Below are 18506 nucleotides of genomic sequence, written 5' to 3'. Positions count from 1 at the left end.
GCTTGTCGTGGCCCGGCCCAGTCGATACCAAGGGCGCCGCCTCGACAGCATGCGGAGGGAACAGAACCATGGGTTACGTCATCGCCGGCTGGGAACAGCCGTCGCTCGCCGTCGCCGACAGCCAGGAACGCTTTCCGGTCCGGCGGATCTTCTGCGTCGGCCGGAACTACGCCGAGCACGCCCGCGAGATGGGCTTCGATCCGGACCGCGAGCCGCCCTTCTTCTTCATGAAGCCGGCCGACGCGATCCGCAGCGACCGCGACGGCTTCCCCTACCCGAGCCAGTCCGAGAACGTGCACCACGAGGTCGAGCTGGTCGTGGCGCTCGGCAAGGGCGGCAAGGACGTCGCCAAGGAGCAGGCCCTGGACCTGATCTGGGGCTACGGCGTCGGCCTCGACATGACCCGCCGGGACCTGCAGGGCGAGATGAAGAAGGCCGGCCGCCCCTGGGAGGCCGGCAAGGCCTTCGACGCCTCCGCGCCCTGCGGCGACCTTCGCCCCGCCGCGGAGATCGGCCACCCGGCCAAGGGCGCGATCTGGCTGAAGGTCAACGGCGAGACGCGCCAGACCGGCGACCTCTCCGAGCTGATCTGGTCGGTGCCCGAGACCATCGAGCACCTCTCGAGCCTGTTCGAGCTCAAGCCCGGCGACCTGATCTTCACCGGCACCCCGGCCGGCGTCGGCCCGGTCGTGCCCGGCGACATCATGACCGCCGGGATCGAGGGCGTCGGCGAGATCGAGGTCAAGGTCGGGTAGCTCGCTCCGCACGACGAACGCCGTGCCCGAGGGCCGCCGGAGCAGCGCACCGGCGGCCCTCTTCGCGTTTCGGGCCCGCAGTCCGGGCCCGGCCGGACAAGAGGCCTAAACTTCGGTCGTAGGCTGACGTACGATGCGCTGGCCCGATCAGGTCACCGACGAAGGACGCCCGCCTTGGCTCCTGCCGACGCATCCGGAAAGTTCGAGGCCCGGCGCGCTCTTGGCACGCTGCCGGAGGCGGAATCCTGGGCGCTCGCCCGGCGCCTGGCCGAGGGCGAGCCGGGCTGCTGCGACGCGCTGATGGCCAGGCTCGGCAGCCCGCCGCCGCTGATGGTCTGGAACCCGCAACCGGAAGACCTCGAGTCCGAAGTGCTCGGCCATCTCGTCCGCTGGTGGCACGGGGCGACCGCCGGCGGACCACCGCCGCCGGAGGCCGTCGCCCCCCTGGTGCTGCGCCCCGCCCTGGGCGCGATCTCGCTGCTGCACGTGATCGACGACGGCCGCGACTTCGAGATGCGGCTGCACGGCTCGCAGATCAGCCAGACCCTGGGCATGGACATGACCGGAATGCGGCTCGGCGAGATGGCCGTGCCCTTCATGGCCTTCCTCATCGTGACCTACCGGGCACAGCTGCTCCGGCCGGAGCCGCTGCTGCTGCGCTACACGCCTGCGATGCAGTACTTCCTCTCGGCCTGGTGGCGCATCGGCCTGCCGCTGATGCGCGACGGCAAGGTCGTGCGCCTGCTGATCGGCATGGAGCGTGCGCCCCGCCAGGACGAGCGCTGAGCCGCCGCCGGGGCGGCGGGAAGGCAGCGCGCCCGTGGAGGTCAGGATCCGGCGGCCGGAAGTGCGTCCTCCGCTCCGCCCGCGAGGCGCCGGCTGCCGCCGAGCCGGCGCAGGGCTCTGCGCGCCGGCGTCTCGACCCAGCGATGCAGCAGCGTCGACAGGCCGAGGAGCAGGCCGAGCAGAACCGCGAGGGCCAGCAGCGACTGGCCGGCGCTCAGGCTGGCTCCGAAAGGCTGGCCCGAGACCGCACGCCAGCCCATGTCGGTCAGCTGCAGCACGAAGAGCTGCGACAGGTAGACGGCGTAGGAGATCTCTCCCAGGAAGACCAGCGGCCGCGACGCCAGCAGCCGGCCGCCCCCTGCACCGTCGAGCGCCACGGCCAGGATGAGCAGGCAGAAGACCGGCGGCAGCAGCAGGTCCGGCGCGCCGAGGTGCAGCAGCAGCAAGGTCGCGGCAAAGCAGGCCGGCGCAAAGCTCCTGCCGCAGGGCCACGGCTCCCCGCGCGCCCGTTCGTAGACGAGGTAGAGCGCCGTTCCGAAGGCGAACTCGAAGAGGCAGCGCAGCATCCCGTAGTCGTAGGTCAGGTCGAGGCCGCCACCGGCGAGGTCGAGCAGCACCAGCCCGGCCCAGGCCGCCCCGAGCAGCCCGATCCGGCCGCGCCAGGACTGGCGCTGCAGGACCAGCCCCAGCAGCGGAAAGGCGAGATAGGCGTACCACTCCGCACCGACCGACCAGGCCGGACCGTTCCAGGTCAGGCGATCCAGCAGGCCGCTGCTCTGCAGCATCAGCAGGTTCAGCAGCAGCGCGAAGGGGCTCTTGGCGTCGGCCGTCGAGAAGGCCGGACTGTAGAGCGCGAGCAGGTCGGCGCGCCCGAGCAGCCACTTGCCCAGCTCGAGCAGCACGAAGGCGGCCAGCAGCACCAGGTGCAGCGGGTAGACGCGGGCGAAACGGGCAGCCAGGAAAAGCCGGAAGCGCCCCCAGTCGACGGCATCGCGGAACTCGCGGCCGTAGGCGTGCATCATGATGAAGCCGCTCAGGATGAAGAAGAAGTCGACCCAGAGATACGACTTCGCGATCAGCTCCGAGCCGCGATCGAGGTGCAGGTTCGGCAGGAAGCCGCCCGAGAAGTGATAGAGCGCGACGAGCAGCGCCGCGATCCCGCGCAGGGACGTCAGGCTCGCCAGCTGCCGCCTCTCCGCCCCGCCCTCCATGGCGCCGTCCCTCCCCTCGTGAGGATTCCGTCCCCGCCGGCACCGGGCCGTCTTCCCCGGCCGGAGGCGTCCGCAGGGCGTCCTGTCAGACCTGGCCCCGCAGCACGGCTTCGCGAGGGAGAGGATTGGGCCGTTGCATGGCCATCGCGCCGCGGCCGGGCACGACGGGAGACGGCCGGATCGCCGCGGCCCGAAACGCGGAAGGCCCCGCCGAAGCGGGGCCTTCCGTCAGTCCGTCGAGGCGGCTGCAGCCTATTCCTCGGTCTCGCCGGCGGCCTCCAGCTCGGCCTGGTGGCGCGCCTTGTCGGCGGCGCCCTTGGCCTCCGGATTGCGGTCGACCAGCTCGATGACCGCGAGCGGCGCCATGTCGCCGTGGCGGAAGCCGGCCTTCAGCACGCGGGTGTAGCCGCCGTTGCGCGCCTTGTAGCGCTCGGCCAGCTCGCCGAACAGCTTCTGCACCATGGCGTTGTTGCGCACCGAGATGGCGGCCTGCCGGCGATTGTGCAGCGAGCCCGACTTGCCCAGGGTGATGAGGCGGTCGACGACCCGGCGCAGCTCCTTGGCCTTGGGCAGCGTCGTGACGATCTGCTCGTGCTCGATCAGCGAGGTCGCCATGTTGGCCAGCATCGACTTGCGGTGAGCCGCCGTGCGGTTGAGCTTGCGATATCCACTGCCGTGACGCATCGCGTCTGTCTCCTCATCATCCTGGCCTCGGAGCCCGAGACCGATTGCGCAGCCCGCCGCCCTTCAAGCCGGTGCGGCCGGGAGTGGGCCCGAACGGCCCGGAACCGACGGGAGCACTGCCAAGCGCTCCCGACCGCCCTCAGTAGGGCTCTTCCAGCTTCTTGGCCAGCTCCTCGATGTTCTCGGGCGGCCAGTTGCTGATCTCCATGCCCAGGTGCAGGCCCATCTGCTGCAGCACGTCCTTGATCTCGTTCAGGGACTTGCGGCCGAAGTTCGGCGTCCGCAGCATCTCGGCCTCGGTCTTCTGAACGAGATCGCCGATGTAGACGATGTTGTCGTTCTTCAGGCAGTTGGCCGAGCGCACCGACAGCTCGAGCTCGTCGACCTTGCGCAGCAGGTTCTTGTTGAACGGCGGCTCGGCGCGCTCCTCGGCGGCCTCGCGGACCGTCGGCTCCTCGAAGTTGATGAAGAGCTGCAGCTGGTCCTGCAGGATGCGCGCGGCGAGAGCGACCGAGTCGTCCGGCGTGATCGCGCCGTTGGTCTCGATCTCCATGGTCAGCTTGTCGTAGTCAGTGACCTGGCCGACGCGGGTGTTCTCGACCTTGTAGGCGACGCGGCGCACCGGGCTGAACAGCGAGTCGACCGGGATCAGGCCGATCGGCGCGTCCTCCGGGCGGTTCTGCGAGCCGGGCACGTAGCCCTTGCCGGTCGCGACGGTCATCTCCATGTCGATCCGCGCGCCGTCGTCCAGCGTGCAGATCACCAGCTCGGGGTTCATCACCTCGATGTCGGGGCCGGTCTCGATCTGGCCGGCGGTCACCTCGCCCGGGCCGAAGGCGCGCAGGCGCATGCGCTTCGGGCCGTCGCCGTGCATCCTGAGGGCGATCGTCTTGACGTTGAGGACGATGTCGGTGACGTCCTCGCGCACGCCGGGGATCGAGGAGAACTCGTGGAGCACGCCGTCGATCTGGATGGCGGTGATCGCCGCCCCCTGCAGAGACGACAGCAGCACGCGGCGCAGAGCGTTGCCGAGGGTCAGGCCGAAGCCGCGCTCGAGCGGCTCGGCGACGACCTTGGCGAAGCGCTTCGGATCGTCGCCCTCCTGAACGTCGAGCTTGTTCGGCTTGATCAGGTCGGTCCAGTTCTTCTGTAGCACGGGAGTGGCCTCACGCTTGTCGAGCGGGTTCATGAAACGACGATGGGCCGGCAACCTCTCGCGGCTGCCGCCCCCGTCGGCTTCAAACGCCCCGTCCTGTCCCGGAACCGGCGTTGCTCAGGCGCCGGTCCCCATGCATCGGCCGGGGCGCGAGTGACTTCTAATCAGACGCGGCGGCGCTTCGGCGGACGGCAGCCGTTGTGCGGGATCGGCGTCACGTCGCGGATCGCGGTGATCTGGAAGCCCACCGACTGCAGCGCACGCAGCGCCGACTCGCGGCCCGAGCCGGGGCCCTTGACCTCGACCTCGAGGGTCCGCATGCCGTGCTCCTGGGCCTTGCGGCCGGCCGACTCGGCGGCGAGCTGCGCGGCGTAGGGGGTCGACTTGCGCGAGCCCTTGAAGCCCTGGCTGCCGGCCGACGACCAGGAGATCGCGTTGCCCTGCACGTCGGTGATGGTGATCACCGTGTTGTTGAAGGAGGAGTTCACGTGCGCGATGCCGCTCGTGATGTTCTTGCGCTCGCGGCGGCGCATGCGCGTCTGCGGCTTGGCCATGATCTTTGCGTTCTCGTTCTATACGTTCCAGCGGGACGGGACGGCGGTCAGCGCGTCGCCTTCTTCTTGCCGGCGATCGGCACGGCCTTGCCCTTGCGGGTGCGGGCGTTGGTGTGGGTGCGCTGGCCGCGCACCGGCAGGCCCTTGCGGTGACGCAGGCCGCGGTAGCAGCCCAGGTCCATCAGGCGCTTGATGTTCATCGCGACCTCGCGGCGCAGGTCGCCCTCGACGGTGTAGTCGCGGTCGATCGCCTCGCGGATGCGCACCACCTCGTCGTCGGTCAGCTCATGCACGCGGCGGTTCTCGGGGATCCCGACCTTGCCGCAGAGCTCCTTGGCCTTCGCCGGGCCGATGCCGTGAATGTAGGTCAGCGCGATCGGCACGCGCTTGCCCGTCGGAATGTTCACACCAGCGATACGCGCCACGTCCGTGGTCTCCTATCCGCTTACCAGATCTGCCCGGAGGCTCTTCACGATCCCAGAGAGCGCTTCACCCTTTCGGACATCGTCGATCCGAAAAGACCTCGCTCTGGAGGCAACAGCAATCACCCGGCCGCAGCCGCGCGCCAGGGAGCGCGGATTATAGGGTTGCGCGCGAACGCGTCAAGCCCCGCGACCGGCTTTTCCCTCAGCCCCTCACCGTCGCGCCGAGGATCTCCTCGATCTGCGCCGTCACCTGGTCGATCGACTTCAGGCCGTCGACCCGCTTGAGCCGGCCGCTCCGCTCGTAGTAGGGCAGGATCGGCGCGGTCTGGCCGTGATAGACCTCGAGGCGACGCTTCAGCGTCTCGACGTTGTCGTCGCTGCGCGCCGCGCCGCCGCTCTGGGCGGTCTGGCGGCTGCGCGTCTCGATGCGCTGGACCAGCACCTCGTCCGGCACCGCGATCTCGATGACCGCGTTGAGCGACAGGCCCTTGTGCGCGAGCAGCTGGTCGAGCGCCTCGGCCTGCGGCACGGTGCGCGGAAAGCCGTCGAGGATGAAGCCCTTGCGGCAGTCCGGCTGGTCGACGCGCTCCGAGATCATCTCGATCATCAGGGAGTCCGGCATCAGATGGCCGGCATCCATGATCTCCTTGGCATGACGCCCGAGCTCGCTTCCCGAGGCGACGGCGGCGCGCAGCATGTCGCCGGTCGACAGCTGCTTCAGCCCGTCCTTCTCCTCGAGAATCTTGGCCTGGGTCCCCTTGCCCGCCCCCGGCGGCCCAAGCAGAATTATGTTCATCCCCGTCTCCCCCTCAGCTTCGCCTTCTTGATGAGGCCTTCGTACTGGTGCGCCAGCAGGTGGCTATGGATCTGCGCGACCGTGTCCACGGTCACCGAGACGACGATCAGCAGGCTGGTGCCGCCGAAGTAGAACGGCACGGAGAAGTGAGAGATCAGGAACTCCGGCAGCAGGCAGACCAGCGCCAGATAGAGCGCGCCCAGCGTGACCAGGCGCATCAGCACGTAGTTGATGTAGTCGGCCGTGTTCTTGCCGGGCCGGATGCCCGGGATGAAGCCGCCGTGCTTCTTCAGGTTGTCGGCCGTGTCGACCGGGTTGAACACGATCGCCGTGTAGAAGAAGGCGAAGAACACGATTAGCGCCACATAGAGCACCATGTAGAGCGGCTGGCCGTGGCCGATGTTGGTGGTGATCCAGGTCAGCCAGGCCGGCTGCGCGCCGGTCGAGCCGGCGAAGCCGACCACGGTCAGCGGCATCAGCAGCAGCGACGAGGCGAAGATCGGCGGGATCACGCCCGACGGATTGAGCTTGAGCGGCAGGTGGGTCGACTCGCCGCCGAACATGCGGTTGCCGACCTGGCGCTTCGGGTACTGGACGATCAGGCGCCGCTGCGCGCGCTCCATGAACACGATGAAGGCGATGACGCCGACCGCCATGACCAGGAACAGGATCAGCACCGGCCAGGAGATCTCGCCGACCCGGCTGAGCTCGAACAGCTGGGCGATGGCGATCGGCAGGCGCGCGACGATGCCGGCGAAGATGATCAGCGAGATGCCGTTGCCGACGCCGCGCTGGGTGATCTGCTCGCCCAGCCACATCAGGAAGATCGTGCCGCCGGTCAGGGTGATGACCGTCTCGACCCGGAAGAACAGGCCCGGGTCGATGACCGCCGACAGGCCGCCCGAGGTGTTCATGCCCTCCAGGCCGATGGCGATGCCGTAGGCCTGGAACAGCGCCAGCACGACCGTGCCGTAGCGGGTGTACTGGTTGATCTTCTTGCGGCCGGACTCGCCTTCCTTCTTGAGCTGCTCCAGGGACGGCGAGACCGCCGTCAGCAGCTGCATGATGATGGCGGCCGAGATGTACGGCATGATCGACAGGGCGAAGATCGTCATGCGCCGCAGGCTGCCGCCCGAGAACATGTCGAACACGTCCAGGATGCCGCCGGCCTGGCTGTGGAAGATGTCCTGCAGGACCTGGGCGTCGATGCCCGGGACCGGGATGTAGCTGCCCAGGCGATAGACGATCAGGGCGCCCAGGGTGAACCAGATCCGCTGCTTGAGCTCGGTCGCCTTGGCGATGGCGCCGAAGTTGAAGTTCGCGGCAAGCTGCTCGGCGGCTGAGGCCATTGCTCTCCGTTTCCCGGCTGGCCCCGATCAGGCTTTGCCCGATCAGGCCTCGGCGGTCGTCTCGTTCTTGTCCTGCTTCGCGGCAGCCGGCGCGGTCACGGTGACGCTGCCGCCTGCCTTCTCGACCGCGGCGATCGCCGCCTTCGACGCGCCGGCCACGGTGATCTCAATCTTGGCCTTGAGCTCACCCTGCGCAAGCAGGCGCACGCCGTCGCGCGACGATTTGAACAGACCGGCGGCCTTCAGCGCCTCGGCATCGACCGGCTTGGCGGTGTCGAGCTTGCCGGCGTCGATCGCCTGCTGCAGGCGGCCGAGGTTCACCTCGACGTAGTCCAGGCGGAAGATGTTCTTGAAGCCGCGCTTCGGCAGGCGCCGGTGCAGCGGCATCTGGCCGCCCTCGAAGCCCTTGATCGCGACGCCCGAACGCGCCTTCTGACCCTTGTGGCCGTGGCCGGAGGTCTTGCCGAGCCCCGAGCCGATGCCGCGGCCCAGGCGCTTGCCGACCTTGCGGGCACCTGCGTTGTCGCGAATCTCGTTGAGCTTCATCGTCCCACGTGTCCTTGAAAAGCTGCTGTCCCGACTGCCGCCCGGATCGCGCCGGGGGCCGTCAGCCCTCGACGACCCGAACGAGGTGCGGGATCTTGTTGATCATGCCGCGCACCGAGGGGGTGTCCTCGAGCGTGCGGGTGCGGTTCAGCTTGCCGAGGCCCAGGCCCTTCAGGGTCTGGTGCTGGTCCTGGTGCCGGCCGATCGGGCTGGCGATCTGCCGAACCGTCACGGTCCCAGTCGCGACCTGGGCGTCCTGCTTCTTGGCGGCCATGCCGTCTGCTCCCTCGCCTCAGCCGATCACATCGTCGCCGGCTGCGCTTCTTCGCGCTTGCCGACGATGTCCGAGACCTTCTTGCCGCGGCGCTGGGCGACCGAACGCGGGCTCTGCATGTTGTTGAGCGCGTCGAAGGTCGCCCGGATCATGTTGTAGGGGTTCTGGGTTCCGACCGACTTGGCGACCACGTCGTGGATGCCCAGGCACTCGAAGATCGCGCGCATCGGGCCGCCGGCGATGATGCCGGTGCCGACCGGCGCGGCGCGCAGGTAGACCAGGCCGGCGCCGAAGTGGCCGCGGACGTCGTGGTGCAGCGTCCGGCCCTCGCGCAGCGGGATGCGCACCATCTTCTTCTTGGCGTCCTCGGTCGCCTTGCGGATCGCCTCCGGCACCTCGCGGGCCTTGCCGTGGCCGAAGCCGACGCGGCCCCGCTGGTCGCCGACGACGACGAGGGCGGCGAAGCCGAAGCGCCGGCCGCCCTTCACCACCTTGGCGACGCGGTTGATGCCGACCAGCTTGTCGACGAACTCGCTGTCTTCGCGATCGCGATCCCGGCCACCGCCGCGATCGTCCCTCTGGCCTCGTGCCATGTCTCTTACCTTCCGATCAGAACTGCAGGCCGCCTTCGCGGGCGGCGTCGGCGAGGGCTCGCACCCGGCCATGGTAGAGGTAGCCGCCGCGGTCGAAGAAGACCGCCTCGACGCCCTGCTGCTTGGCGCGCTCGGCGATCAGCTTGCCGACCTCGGAGGCGGCGGCGATGTCCGCGCCGGTCTTCAGCTTGCCCTTGAGCTCCTTGTCGACCGACGAGGCGGTGGCGAGCGTGACGCCCCGCGCGTCGTCGATCAGCTGGGCATAGATGTGCTTCGACGAGCGGAAGACGCTCAGCCGCGGCCGGCCGTTCGCCTTCTTGCGCAGGCTGGCGCGAGTCCGGAAGGCGCGCTTCAGCCGCAGATCGCGATGAGACGTAGCCATTACTTCTTCTTACCTTCCTTGCGCAGGATCTGCTCGTCCGAGTACCGGATGCCCTTGCCCTTGTAGGGCTCCGGCGGCCGGTAGCCGCGGATCTCGGCGGCCATCTGGCCGACGACCTGCTTGTCGGCGCCCGAGATGGCGATCGAGGTCGGCTTCTCGCAGACCACCTTGATCCCCGCGGGGATCGGATAGTTGACGTCGTGGCTGAAGCCGAGCTGCAGGTTCAGGCTCTGTCCCTGGACCGAGGCGCGGTAGCCGACGCCGGTGATCTCGAGCTGCCGGGTGAAGCCCTCGGAGACGCCCTTGACCAGATTCTGGATCCGCGCGCGCGCCGTGCCCCACATGGCCCGAGCCCGCTTGCCCTCGTCCTTGGGGGTGACCCAGACCTTGCCGTCCTTCATCTCGATCGAGACGTCGTCGGTGGCCTGGTACGTCAGCTCGCCCAGCTTGCCCTTGGCCGTGACCAGGTTGGCGGCGACCTGGACGTCGACGCCGCCCGGCACCACCACGGGGTTCTTACCTACGCGCGACATACCTGAAGCTCCTTAGAACACCTGGCAGAGGATCTCGCCGCCGACGTTGGCGGCGCGGGCCTCGTGGTCGGCCATCACGCCCTGCGGAGTCGACAGGATGGTGATGCCCAGGCCGTTGTAGACGCGGGGCAGCTCCTTGATCCGGGAGTAGACGCGGCGGCCCGGCTTGGACACACGCGCGATCTCACGGATGACGGGCTCGCCCTCGTGATACTTGAGCTCGATCTCGATCACCGGATGGCCGCGCTCGTTGCTCGCCTCGCGATAGGCACGGATGTAGCCCTCGCGCTGCAGCACCTCGAGCACGTTGCAACGCAGCTTCGAGAAGGGAGCCTGGATCTTGGACTTGCGTGCCTGCTGCCCGTTGCGAATACGGGTCAGCATGTCGCCCAAGGGATCGGTCAGCGCCATGGGGCCGCTCCTCTTACCAGCTCGACTTCGTCATCCCGGGGATCTGGCCCTTAGACGCCAGATCGCGCAGCGAGATGCGAGACAACTTGAGTTTCCGATAGTAGCCCCGCGGCCGACCGGTGACTTCGCAACGGTTGCGCACCCGGTTGGCCGCACCGTTGCGCGGCAACTCGGCCAGCTTCAGCACCGCCTGGAAGCGCTCCTCGGGAGACAGCGAGCGGTCGCGCACGATCTCCTTCAGCTGCGCCCGCTTCGCGGTGTCGCGCTTGGCCAGCCTCATGCGCTTGTTGTTGCGCTCGACTGAAGACTTCTTCGCCATCGGCTTTCTTTCCCTTCGCCGCTCAGTTCCGGAACGGCAGCTCGAACTCGGCCAGCAGCGCCTTCGCCTCGGCGTCGGTCTTGGCCGTGGTGCAGATGATGATGTCCATGCCCCGGACGTCCTCGATCTTGTCGTACTCGATCTCGGGGAAGACGATCTGCTCCTTGAGACCCATCGCGTAGTTACCGCGCCCGTCGAAGGACTTGCCGTTGAGGCCGCGGAAGTCGCGGACCCGAGGCAGCGCGATGTTCACCAGGCGGTCCAGGAACTCGTACATGCGGTCGCGCCGCAGCGTCACCTTGGTGCCGATCGCCATGCCCTCGCGCAGCTTGAAGCCGGCGATCGACTTCTTGGCGCGGTTGGTCACCGGCTTCTGGCCGGCGATCAGGGTCAGCTCGGAGACGGCCGCCGTCAGCTTCTTGGAATCGCCGACGGCCTCGCCGACGCCCATGTTGATGACGATCTTCTCCAGGCGCGGCACCTGCAGGTCGTTCGTGTAGCCCTGCTCCTTCTTGAGCTTGGGCTTCACGACCGTCTCGTAGTGTTCCTTCAAACGGGCCGCCATCGTTCTCGTCCTCGTCCTAGCCCTTAGCGGTCGATCATCTCGCCGGAGCGGCGCGAGAAGCGGACCTTGCGGCCGTCCTCCAGCACCTTCCAGCCGACGCGCGCCGCCTTGCCGTCGTTCGGATCGGCGTGGGCCACGTTGGAAATGTGCACCGGCGCCTCGACCTCGACGATGCCGCCCTCCTGTCGGGCGGTCTGGCGCTGGTGCTTCTTGACCAGGTTGACACCCTGGACCAGCACGCGGTCGTCCTTGCGCAGCACGCGCAGGACCTCGCCGCTCTTGCCCCGGTCCTTGCCGGTCGTGACGACCACGCGGTCGCCCTTGCGGATCTTGAACTTCTTCATCACAGCACCTCGGGCGCCAAGGAGATGATCTTCATGAAGCGCTTGGCGCGCAGCTCGCGGGTCACCGGGCCGAAGATGCGGGTGCCGATCGGCTCGCCCTGCTTGTTGATCAGCACGGCCGCGTTGCCGTCGAAGCGGATCGACGTGCCGTCGGTCCGCCGGATGTCCTTGGCGGTGCGCACGATCACGGCGCGCAGCACGTCGCCCTTCTTCACGCGGCCGCGCGGGATCGCCTCCTTGACGGAGACCACGATGACGTCGCCGATGCCGGCGAAGCGCCGCTTCGAGCCGCCCAGCACCTTGATGCACTGGACGCGGCGGGCGCCGGAGTTGTCGGCGACATCGAGGTTCGACTGCATCTGGATCATGACGCGGGTCTCCTCAGCCGGCCGTGGTCTGGGCGCCGGCGGCGGCCTCGTCGGTCACCACCTCCCAGCACTTCGTCTTGGAGATCGGCCGGCACTCGCGGATGCGGACCACGTCGCCGACCTTGCAGGCGTTGGCCTCGTCGTGCGCGTGGTACTTCTTCGAGCGGCGGAGGAACTTCTTGTAGAGGGGATGCATGACGCGACGCGTCACCTGGACGGTGACGGTCTTGTCGGTCTTGTCGCTGACCACGACCCCCTGGAGAATACGACGCGGCATCGGCTCACGACTCCCGAACGGCGGGCTGCACCTTCTGGCGCAGCACGGTCTTGATGCGCGCGATGTCCCGCCGGACCTGGCGGGCGCGCGCGGTGTTCTCGAGCTGCCCGCTGGCCTTCTGGAAGCGCAGGTTGAACGCCTCCTTGCGCAGCGACAGCAGCTGCTCCTTCAGTTCGTCCTCGGACTTGGCCCGAACGTCTGCGGCCTTCATCGGATCAGCCCTCCTCGCCCAGGCGGGCGATGAATTTGGTCTGGATCGGCAGCTTCGCGGCGGCCAGACGGAACGCGTCCTCGGCCACCTCGTGATTCACGCCGTCCAGCTCGAACATGACGCGGCCCGGCTTGACGCGCGCGGCCCACCATTCCGGATTGCCCTTGCCCTTGCCCTGGCGGACTTCGGCCGGCTTGGAGGAGACCGGCACATCGGGGAAGATGCGGATCCACAGCTTGCCGACACGCTTCATGCGGCGCGTGATCGCGCGGCGCGCCGCCTCGATCTGACGCGACGAGATACGCCCGGGCTCGACCGCCTTCAGGCCAAAGGCCCCGAAGTTCAGCTGGGTGCCACCCTTGGCCTGGCCATGGATGCGCCCCTTGTGCTGCTTGCGGTATTTCGTGCGCTTCGGCTGCAGCATCGTTCCGTTTCCTTACCGTTCCTTCCGACCGATCAGGCGCGCGGCGCCGGGCCGGTCTGCATCTCGCTGGCGCGGCGTTCCTGCGCCATCGGGTCGTGGGCGAGAATCTCGCCCTTGAACACCCAGACCTTGACCCCGCAGGTGCCGTAGGTCGTCACCGCGGTCGTCTCGCCGTAGTCGATGTCGGCGCGCAGCGTGTGCAGAGGCACGCGGCCCTCGCGGTACCACTCCATGCGCGCGATCTCGGCGCCGCCCAGGCGGCCGGAGCAGTTGATCCGGATGCCCTGGGCGCCCAGGCGCATGGCCGACTGCACGGCGCGCTTCATGGCCCGACGGAAGGCGACGCGGCGCTCCAGCTGCTGCGCGATGTTGTCGGCGATCAGCTTGGCGTCGATCTCCGGCTTGCGGATCTCGACGATGTTCAGATGCACCTCGCCGCCAGTCATCTTCTGCAGGTCGCCGCGCAGCTTCTCGATGTCGGCGCCCTTCTTGCCGATGACCACGCCCGGCCGTGCCGTGTGGATGGTCACGCGGGCCCGCTTGGCCGGCCGCTCGATGACGATGCGCGAGACCCCGGCCTGCTTCAGGCGGTCCTGCAGGAACTTGCGCAGCTTGATGTCCTCGTGCAGCAGCTTGCCGTAGCCCTTGTCGGCGAACCAGCGGCTGTCCCAGGTCCGGTTGATGCCGAGGCGCAGGCCGATCGGATTGACTTTCTGGCCCATGATCAGACGTTCTCCTCACGCTCGCGAACGACCACCCGCAAGCGCGCCCACGGTTTCTCGATGCGCCCGACGCGGCCGCGCGCCCGGGGGCGGAAGCGGCGCATGACGAGCGACTTGCCGACGCTCGCCTCGGCCACGTAGAGCCGGTCGACGTCGAGCTGATGGTTGTTCTCGGCGTTGGCGATCGCGGCCTGCAGCACCTTGCGCACGTCCTGCGCGATGCGGCGCTTGCTGAACTCCAGCTCGGCCAGCGCGCGGTCCGCGGCGAGGCCGCGGATCAGGCCGGCGACCAGATTCAGCTTGCGCGGGCTGGTACGCAGCTGCGTCGCCACGGCCATCGCTTCGTTGTCCGCCAGGGACCGTTCGGCCTTAGGCTTGCCCATCTGCCTTACCCTCGCTTCGCCTTCTTGTCGGCCGCATGACCGTGGAAGGTCCGCGTCGGCGCGAACTCGCCGAACTTGTGGCCGATCATGTTCTCGTTCACGAGCACCGGGATGAACTTCTGCCCGTTGTGCACGCCGAAGGTCAGGCCGATGAACTGCGGCATGATGGTCGAGCGGCGCGACCAGGTGCGGATGATCTCGTTGCGACCGGACTCGCGCGCCTTCTCGGCCTTCTTGAGCAGAAAGCCGTCGACGAACGGGCCCTTCCATACGGAACGCGACATGGTTCAGTCCCTACTTCTTCGCGTGCCGACGGCGGACGATCAGCCTGTCGGTCTTCTTGTTCTTGCGCGTGCGCGCACCCTTGGTCGGCTTGCCCCACGGCGTCACCGGATGGCGGCCGCCGGAGGTCCGGCCCTCGCCACCGCCGTGCGGGTGGTCGACCGGGTTCATGGCGACGCCGCGCACCGAGGGGCGCTTGCCCAGCCAGCGCGAGCGGCCGGCCTTGCCGGAGTTGATGTTCTGCTCGTCGGGGTTCGAGACCGCGCCGACCGTCGCCATGCACTCGGCGCGCACCATGCGCACCTCGCCGGACGAGAGGCGCAGCAGCGCGTAGCCGGCGTCGCGGCCGACGATCTGCACGTAGGTCCCGGCCGAGCGGGCCAGCTGGCCGCCCTTGCCCGGCTTCATCTCGACGTTGTGGACGATCGTGCCGACCGGGATCGAGCGCAGCGGCATCGCGTTGCCCGGCTTGATGTCGGCCTTCTCGCCCGCGATCACCTGGTCGCCGACGCCCAGGCGCTGGGGCGCCAGGATGTAGGCGAGCTCGCCGTCCTCGTACTTGACGAGGGCAATGAAGGCGGTGCGGTTCGGGTCGTACTCGAGCCGCTCGACCGTCGCCGGCACGTCGAACTTGCGCCGCTTGAAGTCGACCAGGCGATAGGTCCGCTTGTGGCCGCCGCCGCGACGGCGGGCGGTCACGTGACCCTGGTTGTTGCGGCCGCCGGACTTGGTCAGGCCTTCGGTCAGCTTCTTGACCGGCTTGCCCTTCCAGAGGCCCGAGCGATCGACCGTCACCAGCTGGCGCTGGCCCGGCGTCGTCGGATTGTACTGCTTCAACGCCATGGCATCAGACCCCCGTGGTCACGTCGATCGAGTGACCCTCTTCGAGCGTCACCATCGCCTTCTTGTAGTCGCTGCGCGTGCCCGGACGGCCCTTGAAGCGCTTGAACTTGCCCTTCTGGCGCAGCGTGTTCACCGCCGTGACCTTGACCTTGAACAGGCTCTCGACCGCGGCCTTGATCTCCGGCTTGCTGGCATTCAGCGCGACCTCGAAGGTGACCTGGCTGTGCTCGGAGCCGCGGGTCGACTTCTCGGTGATGATCGGGCGGCGGATCACCTCGTAGATGCGCTCCGCCGACACCTTGGTCTCAACCGCCTTGCGCGGACGTCCCCGGCTCATTTCAGTCGTGCCTCCAGCGCTTCGACCGCGGCCTTGGTCAGCACCAGCTGATCGCGCCGCAGGATGTCGTAGACGTTGGCGCCCTGCTGCGGGAGCACGTCCACCAGCGGAATGTTGCGTGCCGCGCGGGAGAAGCTCTCCTCGACCTCGGCGCCGTCGATGATCAGCGTGTTCGCCCAGCCCAGGGCCGCCAGCTTGGCGGCCAGCGCCTTGGTCTTGTGGCTGTCGACCTTCGCGGTCTCGAGCACGACCAGCTTGCCCTCGGCCAGCTTCGCCGACAGCGCCGTCTTCAGCGCCAGCTGACGCACCTTGCGCGGCAGGTCGTAGGCGTAGGAGCGCGGCACGGGGCCGTGCACGACACCGCCGCCGCGCATGATGTTGGTCTTCAGGTTGCCGCGCCGGGCCCGGCCGCCGCCCTTCTGGCGGAAGGCCTTCTTCGACGTGCCCGACACCTCGCCGCGGGTCTTCGCCTTGTGCGTGCCGGCGCGCCGCTTGGCGAGCTGCCAATGCACGACCCGCGCCAGCAGGTCGCCGCGCGCCTCCAGGCCGAAGACCTCGTCGGCGAGATCGATCTCGCCGGCCGCGGTGTTGTCGAGCGTGGTGACCGGATGCTTCATGGTCACTGCTCCTCGTTCTGCTCGGGCGCCGCCGGCGCCTCGGAAGCGGTCGCCTCGGGCGCCGCGGTCTCGGCCACAGCCGCCGCCTGCGCGGCCTCGACCAGGGCGGCCGGGAACGGCAGGTCCTCGGGCAGCTTGCCCTTGACCGCGTCGCGCACCAGCACCCAGCTGCCCTCGGCGCCCGGCACCGCGCCGCGCACCAGGATCAGGCCGCGGCCGGCGTCGGTCGCATGCACCGTCAGGTTCTGGGTGGTCACGCGGGTGGCACCCATGTGGCCGGCCATCTTCTTGTTCTTGAAGACCTTGCCGGGATCCTGGCGGTTGCCGGTCGAACCGTGGCTGCGGTGCGAGATCGACACGCCGTGGGTCGCCCGCAGGCCGCCGAAGTTGTGCCGCTTCATGACGCCGGCGAAGCCCTTGCCGATCGTCGTCGCGGTGACGTCGATGCGCTGGCCGGCGAGGAAGTGCTCGGCCGACAGCTCGGCGCCGACCTCGACCAGGGCGTCGTCGGAGACGCGGAACTCGACGATCTTCTGCTTCGGCTTGACCTTGGCCTTGGCGAAGCGCTCGCGCTCCGGCTTGGAGACGCGCTTGACCTTGGCGTTGCCCGCGCCGAGCTGCAGCGCGGTGTAGCCGTCCTTGTCAGCGGTCCGCTGGGCGACGACCTGGCAGGCGTCGACGTGCAGGACGGTGACCGGAACGTGGCCGCCTTCCGCGTCGAACACGCGGGTCATGCCCAGCTTCTTGGCAATGAGACCGGTACGCATGGTCCTCAGCCCTTCAACTTGATCTCGACGTCGACGCCCGAGGCGAGGTCGAGCTTCATCAGCGCGTCCACGGTCTGCGGCGTCGGATCGACGATGTCGAGCAGCCGCTTGTGGGTGCGGATCTCGAACTGCTCGCGGCTCTTCTTGTCGATGTGCGGCGAGCGGTTGACCGTGAATTTCTCGATGCGCGTCGGCAGCGGGATCGGCCCACGCACCTGCGCACCGGTGCGCTTGGCGGTGTTGACGATCTCGCCGGTCGACTGGTCGAGGACCCGGTGATCGAACGCCTTGAGGCGGATTCGAATATTCTGACTGTCCATGGCTCGCCGTTTCCGTCTGACAGAACGGGGGGCTGGCCGAAGCCCGCCCCCGTGCTCAGCGACCGGTCCTTTCCTACTCGATGATGCTGGCGACGACGCCGGCACCGACGGTGCGGCCGCCCTCGCGGATCGCGAAGCGCAGGCCCTCGTCCATGGCGATCGGCGCGATCAGCTCGACCTCCATCGACACGTTGTCGCCCGGCATCACCATCTCCGTGCCTTCCGGCAGCGAGATCACGCCCGTGACGTCGGTCGTCCGGAAGTAGAACTGCGGACGGTAGTTCGTGAAGAACGGCGTGTGACGCCCGCCCTCCTCCTTCGTCAGGATGTAGGCCTCGGCCTTGAACTTCGTGTGCGGCGTGATCGAGCCCGGCTTCGCCAGAACCTGGCCGCGCTCCACGTCGTCGCGGCCCACGCCGCGCAGCAGCGCGCCGATGTTGTCGCCCGCCTCGCCCTGGTCCAGCAGCTTGCGGAACATCTCGACGCCCGTCACGACAGACTTCTTCGTGTCCGTCAGGCCGACGATCTCGACCTCCTCGCCGACCTTCACGATGCCCCGCTCGACCCGGCCCGTCACCACCGTGCCGCGCCCGGAGATCGAGAACACGTCCTCGATCGGCATCAGGAACGGACGGTCCTTCGGACGCTCCGGCGTCGGGATGTACTCGTCCACCGCCTTCATCAGCTCGAGGATCGCGTCGTGGCCCAGCTTCGGGTCGCCGTTCTCCAGCGCCACCAGCGCAGAGCCCTTGACGATCGGAATGTCGTCGCCCGGGAACTCGTAGCTCGACAGAAGCTCGCGAACCTCCAGCTCGACAAGCTCCAGAAGCTCCTCGTCGTCCACCATGTCGCACTTGTTCAGGAACACCACCAGCGCCGGAACGCCGACCTGGCGCGCCAGAAGGATGTGCTCGCGAGTCTGCGGCATCGGCCCGTCAGCCGCAGAGACCACCAGGATCGCGCCGTCCATCTGCGCCGCGCCCGTGATCATGTTCTTCACGTAGTCCGCGTGGCCGGGGCAGTCGACGTGCGCGTAGTGCCGGTTCTGCGTCTCGTACTCGACGTGCGCCGTCGAGATCGTGATGCCGCGAGCCTTCTCCTCAGGCGCCTTGTCGATCTGGTCGTAGGCCGTAAACGTCGCCCCGCCCGTCTCGGCAAGAACCTTCGTGATCGCAGCCGTCAAAGACGTCTTGCCATGGTCAACATGGCCGATCGTCCCGATGTTGCAGTGCGGCTTCGTACGCTCAAACTTCGCCTTCGCCATCGTTCTTC

At 68.3% G+C, this 18506-nt stretch carries 31 protein-coding genes; 2 read left to right on the top strand and 29 right to left on the bottom strand.

Translation table 11 applies throughout. The features are described 5' to 3' along the window. The first annotated feature begins 68 nt into the window (after window positions 1–68). Entirely contained in the window at window positions 69–755 is a 687-nt protein-coding gene (locus B9O00_RS17505; RefSeq protein ID WP_085123997.1) for a fumarylacetoacetate hydrolase family protein, read from the top strand. A 174-nt stretch (window positions 756–929) separates the two neighbouring features. Further along, entirely contained in the window at window positions 930–1541 is a 612-nt protein-coding gene (locus B9O00_RS17500; RefSeq protein ID WP_085123996.1) for a PAS domain-containing protein, read from the top strand. A 41-nt stretch (window positions 1542–1582) separates the two neighbouring features. Here B9O00_RS17500 and B9O00_RS17495 read toward each other — a convergent pair whose 3' ends face one another. The 29 genes from B9O00_RS17495 to tuf all read right to left on the bottom strand — a co-directional run bounded on the left by B9O00_RS17495 (window position 1583) and on the right by tuf (window position 18498). Then, window positions 1583–2752 carry an acyltransferase family protein gene (locus tag B9O00_RS17495; protein WP_085123995.1) on the bottom strand — a complete coding sequence of 390 codons (1170 nt, stop codon included), beginning with the start codon at window positions 2750–2752 and terminating at the stop codon, window positions 1583–1585. Between the two features lie 252 nt (window positions 2753–3004). Continuing rightward, complete coding sequence (gene rplQ / locus B9O00_RS17490; RefSeq protein ID WP_085123994.1) at window positions 3005–3436, bottom strand: 50S ribosomal protein L17; 432 nt, start codon at window positions 3434–3436, stop codon at window positions 3005–3007. Between the two features lie 139 nt (window positions 3437–3575). Next, on the bottom strand, window positions 3576–4592 hold the full coding sequence (locus B9O00_RS17485) for a DNA-directed RNA polymerase subunit alpha (protein ID WP_085124102.1): 1017 nt from the start codon (window positions 4590–4592) through the stop codon (window positions 3576–3578). A gap of 164 nt (window positions 4593–4756) precedes the next feature. Continuing rightward, the gene (gene rpsK, locus B9O00_RS17480; protein ID WP_085123993.1) at window positions 4757–5146 is read right to left on the bottom strand and encodes a 30S ribosomal protein S11; all 390 of its coding nucleotides are present in this window, start codon (window positions 5144–5146) and stop codon (window positions 4757–4759) included. Window positions 5147–5193: 47 nt separating this feature from the next. After that, entirely contained in the window at window positions 5194–5571 is a 378-nt protein-coding gene (gene rpsM, locus B9O00_RS17475) for a 30S ribosomal protein S13 (RefSeq protein ID WP_085123992.1), read from the bottom strand. A 202-nt stretch (window positions 5572–5773) separates the two neighbouring features. Then, window positions 5774–6367 carry an adenylate kinase gene (locus B9O00_RS17470; RefSeq protein WP_085123991.1) on the bottom strand — a complete coding sequence of 198 codons (594 nt, stop codon included), beginning with the start codon at window positions 6365–6367 and terminating at the stop codon, window positions 5774–5776. Beyond that, a complete protein-coding gene (secY, locus tag B9O00_RS17465) occupies window positions 6364–7716 on the bottom strand; it encodes a preprotein translocase subunit SecY (protein WP_085123990.1) in 1353 nt (450 codons plus the stop codon). Before secY ends, B9O00_RS17470 begins: the two co-directional genes overlap by 4 nt. A gap of 42 nt (window positions 7717–7758) precedes the next feature. Beyond that, window positions 7759–8262 carry a 50S ribosomal protein L15 gene (rplO, locus tag B9O00_RS17460; RefSeq protein ID WP_085123989.1) on the bottom strand — a complete coding sequence of 168 codons (504 nt, stop codon included), beginning with the start codon at window positions 8260–8262 and terminating at the stop codon, window positions 7759–7761. Between the two features lie 61 nt (window positions 8263–8323). Further along, the gene (gene rpmD / locus B9O00_RS17455) at window positions 8324–8536 is read right to left on the bottom strand and encodes a 50S ribosomal protein L30 (protein WP_085123988.1); all 213 of its coding nucleotides are present in this window, start codon (window positions 8534–8536) and stop codon (window positions 8324–8326) included. Window positions 8537–8562: 26 nt separating this feature from the next. Beyond that, window positions 8563–9129 (bottom strand): 30S ribosomal protein S5, encoded by a 567-nt coding sequence (rpsE, locus tag B9O00_RS17450; RefSeq protein ID WP_085123987.1) that lies wholly within the window; start codon window positions 9127–9129, stop codon window positions 8563–8565. A gap of 16 nt (window positions 9130–9145) precedes the next feature. After that, window positions 9146–9511: a 50S ribosomal protein L18 gene (rplR, locus tag B9O00_RS17445; protein WP_085123986.1), complete on the bottom strand. Its 366-nt coding sequence runs from the start codon at window positions 9509–9511 to the stop codon at window positions 9146–9148. Continuing rightward, complete coding sequence (gene rplF / locus B9O00_RS17440; RefSeq protein ID WP_085123985.1) at window positions 9511–10044, bottom strand: 50S ribosomal protein L6; 534 nt, start codon at window positions 10042–10044, stop codon at window positions 9511–9513. The genes rplR and rplF overlap by 1 nt, the downstream gene beginning before the upstream one ends. A gap of 12 nt (window positions 10045–10056) precedes the next feature. After that, the gene (rpsH, locus tag B9O00_RS17435) at window positions 10057–10455 is read right to left on the bottom strand and encodes a 30S ribosomal protein S8 (protein ID WP_085123984.1); all 399 of its coding nucleotides are present in this window, start codon (window positions 10453–10455) and stop codon (window positions 10057–10059) included. 13 nt (window positions 10456–10468) lie between these two features. Continuing rightward, the gene (gene rpsN / locus B9O00_RS17430; protein ID WP_085123983.1) at window positions 10469–10774 is read right to left on the bottom strand and encodes a 30S ribosomal protein S14; all 306 of its coding nucleotides are present in this window, start codon (window positions 10772–10774) and stop codon (window positions 10469–10471) included. Window positions 10775–10796: 22 nt separating this feature from the next. Further along, window positions 10797–11339 (bottom strand): 50S ribosomal protein L5, encoded by a 543-nt coding sequence (rplE, locus tag B9O00_RS17425; protein WP_085123982.1) that lies wholly within the window; start codon window positions 11337–11339, stop codon window positions 10797–10799. A gap of 23 nt (window positions 11340–11362) precedes the next feature. Beyond that, window positions 11363–11683, bottom strand: coding sequence for a 50S ribosomal protein L24 (rplX, locus tag B9O00_RS17420; protein ID WP_085123981.1), 321 nt, complete (start codon window positions 11681–11683; stop codon window positions 11363–11365). Continuing rightward, complete coding sequence (gene rplN, locus B9O00_RS17415) at window positions 11683–12051, bottom strand: 50S ribosomal protein L14 (RefSeq protein WP_085123980.1); 369 nt, start codon at window positions 12049–12051, stop codon at window positions 11683–11685. Before rplN ends, rplX begins: the two co-directional genes overlap by 1 nt. A 13-nt stretch (window positions 12052–12064) precedes the next feature. Continuing rightward, on the bottom strand, window positions 12065–12328 hold the full coding sequence (gene rpsQ / locus B9O00_RS17410; protein WP_085123979.1) for a 30S ribosomal protein S17: 264 nt from the start codon (window positions 12326–12328) through the stop codon (window positions 12065–12067). Between the two features lie 4 nt (window positions 12329–12332). After that, on the bottom strand, window positions 12333–12539 hold the full coding sequence (gene rpmC, locus B9O00_RS17405) for a 50S ribosomal protein L29 (RefSeq protein WP_085123978.1): 207 nt from the start codon (window positions 12537–12539) through the stop codon (window positions 12333–12335). Window positions 12540–12543: 4 nt separating this feature from the next. Further along, window positions 12544–12963 (bottom strand): 50S ribosomal protein L16, encoded by a 420-nt coding sequence (gene rplP, locus B9O00_RS17400; protein ID WP_085123977.1) that lies wholly within the window; start codon window positions 12961–12963, stop codon window positions 12544–12546. A 32-nt stretch (window positions 12964–12995) separates the two neighbouring features. After that, a complete protein-coding gene (gene rpsC / locus B9O00_RS17395; protein ID WP_085123976.1) occupies window positions 12996–13685 on the bottom strand; it encodes a 30S ribosomal protein S3 in 690 nt (229 codons plus the stop codon). Between the two features lie 2 nt (window positions 13686–13687). After that, window positions 13688–14068, bottom strand: coding sequence for a 50S ribosomal protein L22 (gene rplV / locus B9O00_RS17390; RefSeq protein ID WP_085123975.1), 381 nt, complete (start codon window positions 14066–14068; stop codon window positions 13688–13690). A gap of 5 nt (window positions 14069–14073) precedes the next feature. Continuing rightward, window positions 14074–14352 (bottom strand): 30S ribosomal protein S19, encoded by a 279-nt coding sequence (gene rpsS, locus B9O00_RS17385; protein ID WP_085123974.1) that lies wholly within the window; start codon window positions 14350–14352, stop codon window positions 14074–14076. A 10-nt stretch (window positions 14353–14362) separates the two neighbouring features. Continuing rightward, window positions 14363–15193, bottom strand: coding sequence for a 50S ribosomal protein L2 (gene rplB / locus B9O00_RS17380; RefSeq protein ID WP_085123973.1), 831 nt, complete (start codon window positions 15191–15193; stop codon window positions 14363–14365). Between the two features lie 4 nt (window positions 15194–15197). Continuing rightward, window positions 15198–15530 (bottom strand): 50S ribosomal protein L23, encoded by a 333-nt coding sequence (locus B9O00_RS17375; protein WP_085123972.1) that lies wholly within the window; start codon window positions 15528–15530, stop codon window positions 15198–15200. Next, window positions 15527–16147, bottom strand: coding sequence for a 50S ribosomal protein L4 (gene rplD / locus B9O00_RS17370; RefSeq protein ID WP_085123971.1), 621 nt, complete (start codon window positions 16145–16147; stop codon window positions 15527–15529). Before rplD ends, B9O00_RS17375 begins: the two co-directional genes overlap by 4 nt. 2 nt (window positions 16148–16149) lie before the next feature. Beyond that, window positions 16150–16914, bottom strand: a complete 765-nt coding sequence (rplC, locus tag B9O00_RS17365; RefSeq protein ID WP_085123970.1) for a 50S ribosomal protein L3 — start codon at window positions 16912–16914, stop codon at window positions 16150–16152. 5 nt (window positions 16915–16919) lie between these two features. Further along, window positions 16920–17234: a 30S ribosomal protein S10 gene (rpsJ, locus tag B9O00_RS17360; protein ID WP_085123969.1), complete on the bottom strand. Its 315-nt coding sequence runs from the start codon at window positions 17232–17234 to the stop codon at window positions 16920–16922. Between the two features lie 73 nt (window positions 17235–17307). Further along, window positions 17308–18498 carry an elongation factor Tu gene (gene tuf / locus B9O00_RS17355; protein ID WP_085122436.1) on the bottom strand — a complete coding sequence of 397 codons (1191 nt, stop codon included), beginning with the start codon at window positions 18496–18498 and terminating at the stop codon, window positions 17308–17310. Window positions 18499–18506: the final 8 nt, after the last annotated feature.

This window comes from Tistlia consotensis USBA 355, from assembly GCF_900177295.1.
In the GTDB taxonomy this organism is placed as follows: Bacteria; Pseudomonadota; Alphaproteobacteria; order Kiloniellales; family DSM-21159; genus Tistlia; species Tistlia consotensis.
Note: the sequence above shows the minus strand (reverse complement) of the source record. Positions and strands in the feature narration are given on the sequence as shown.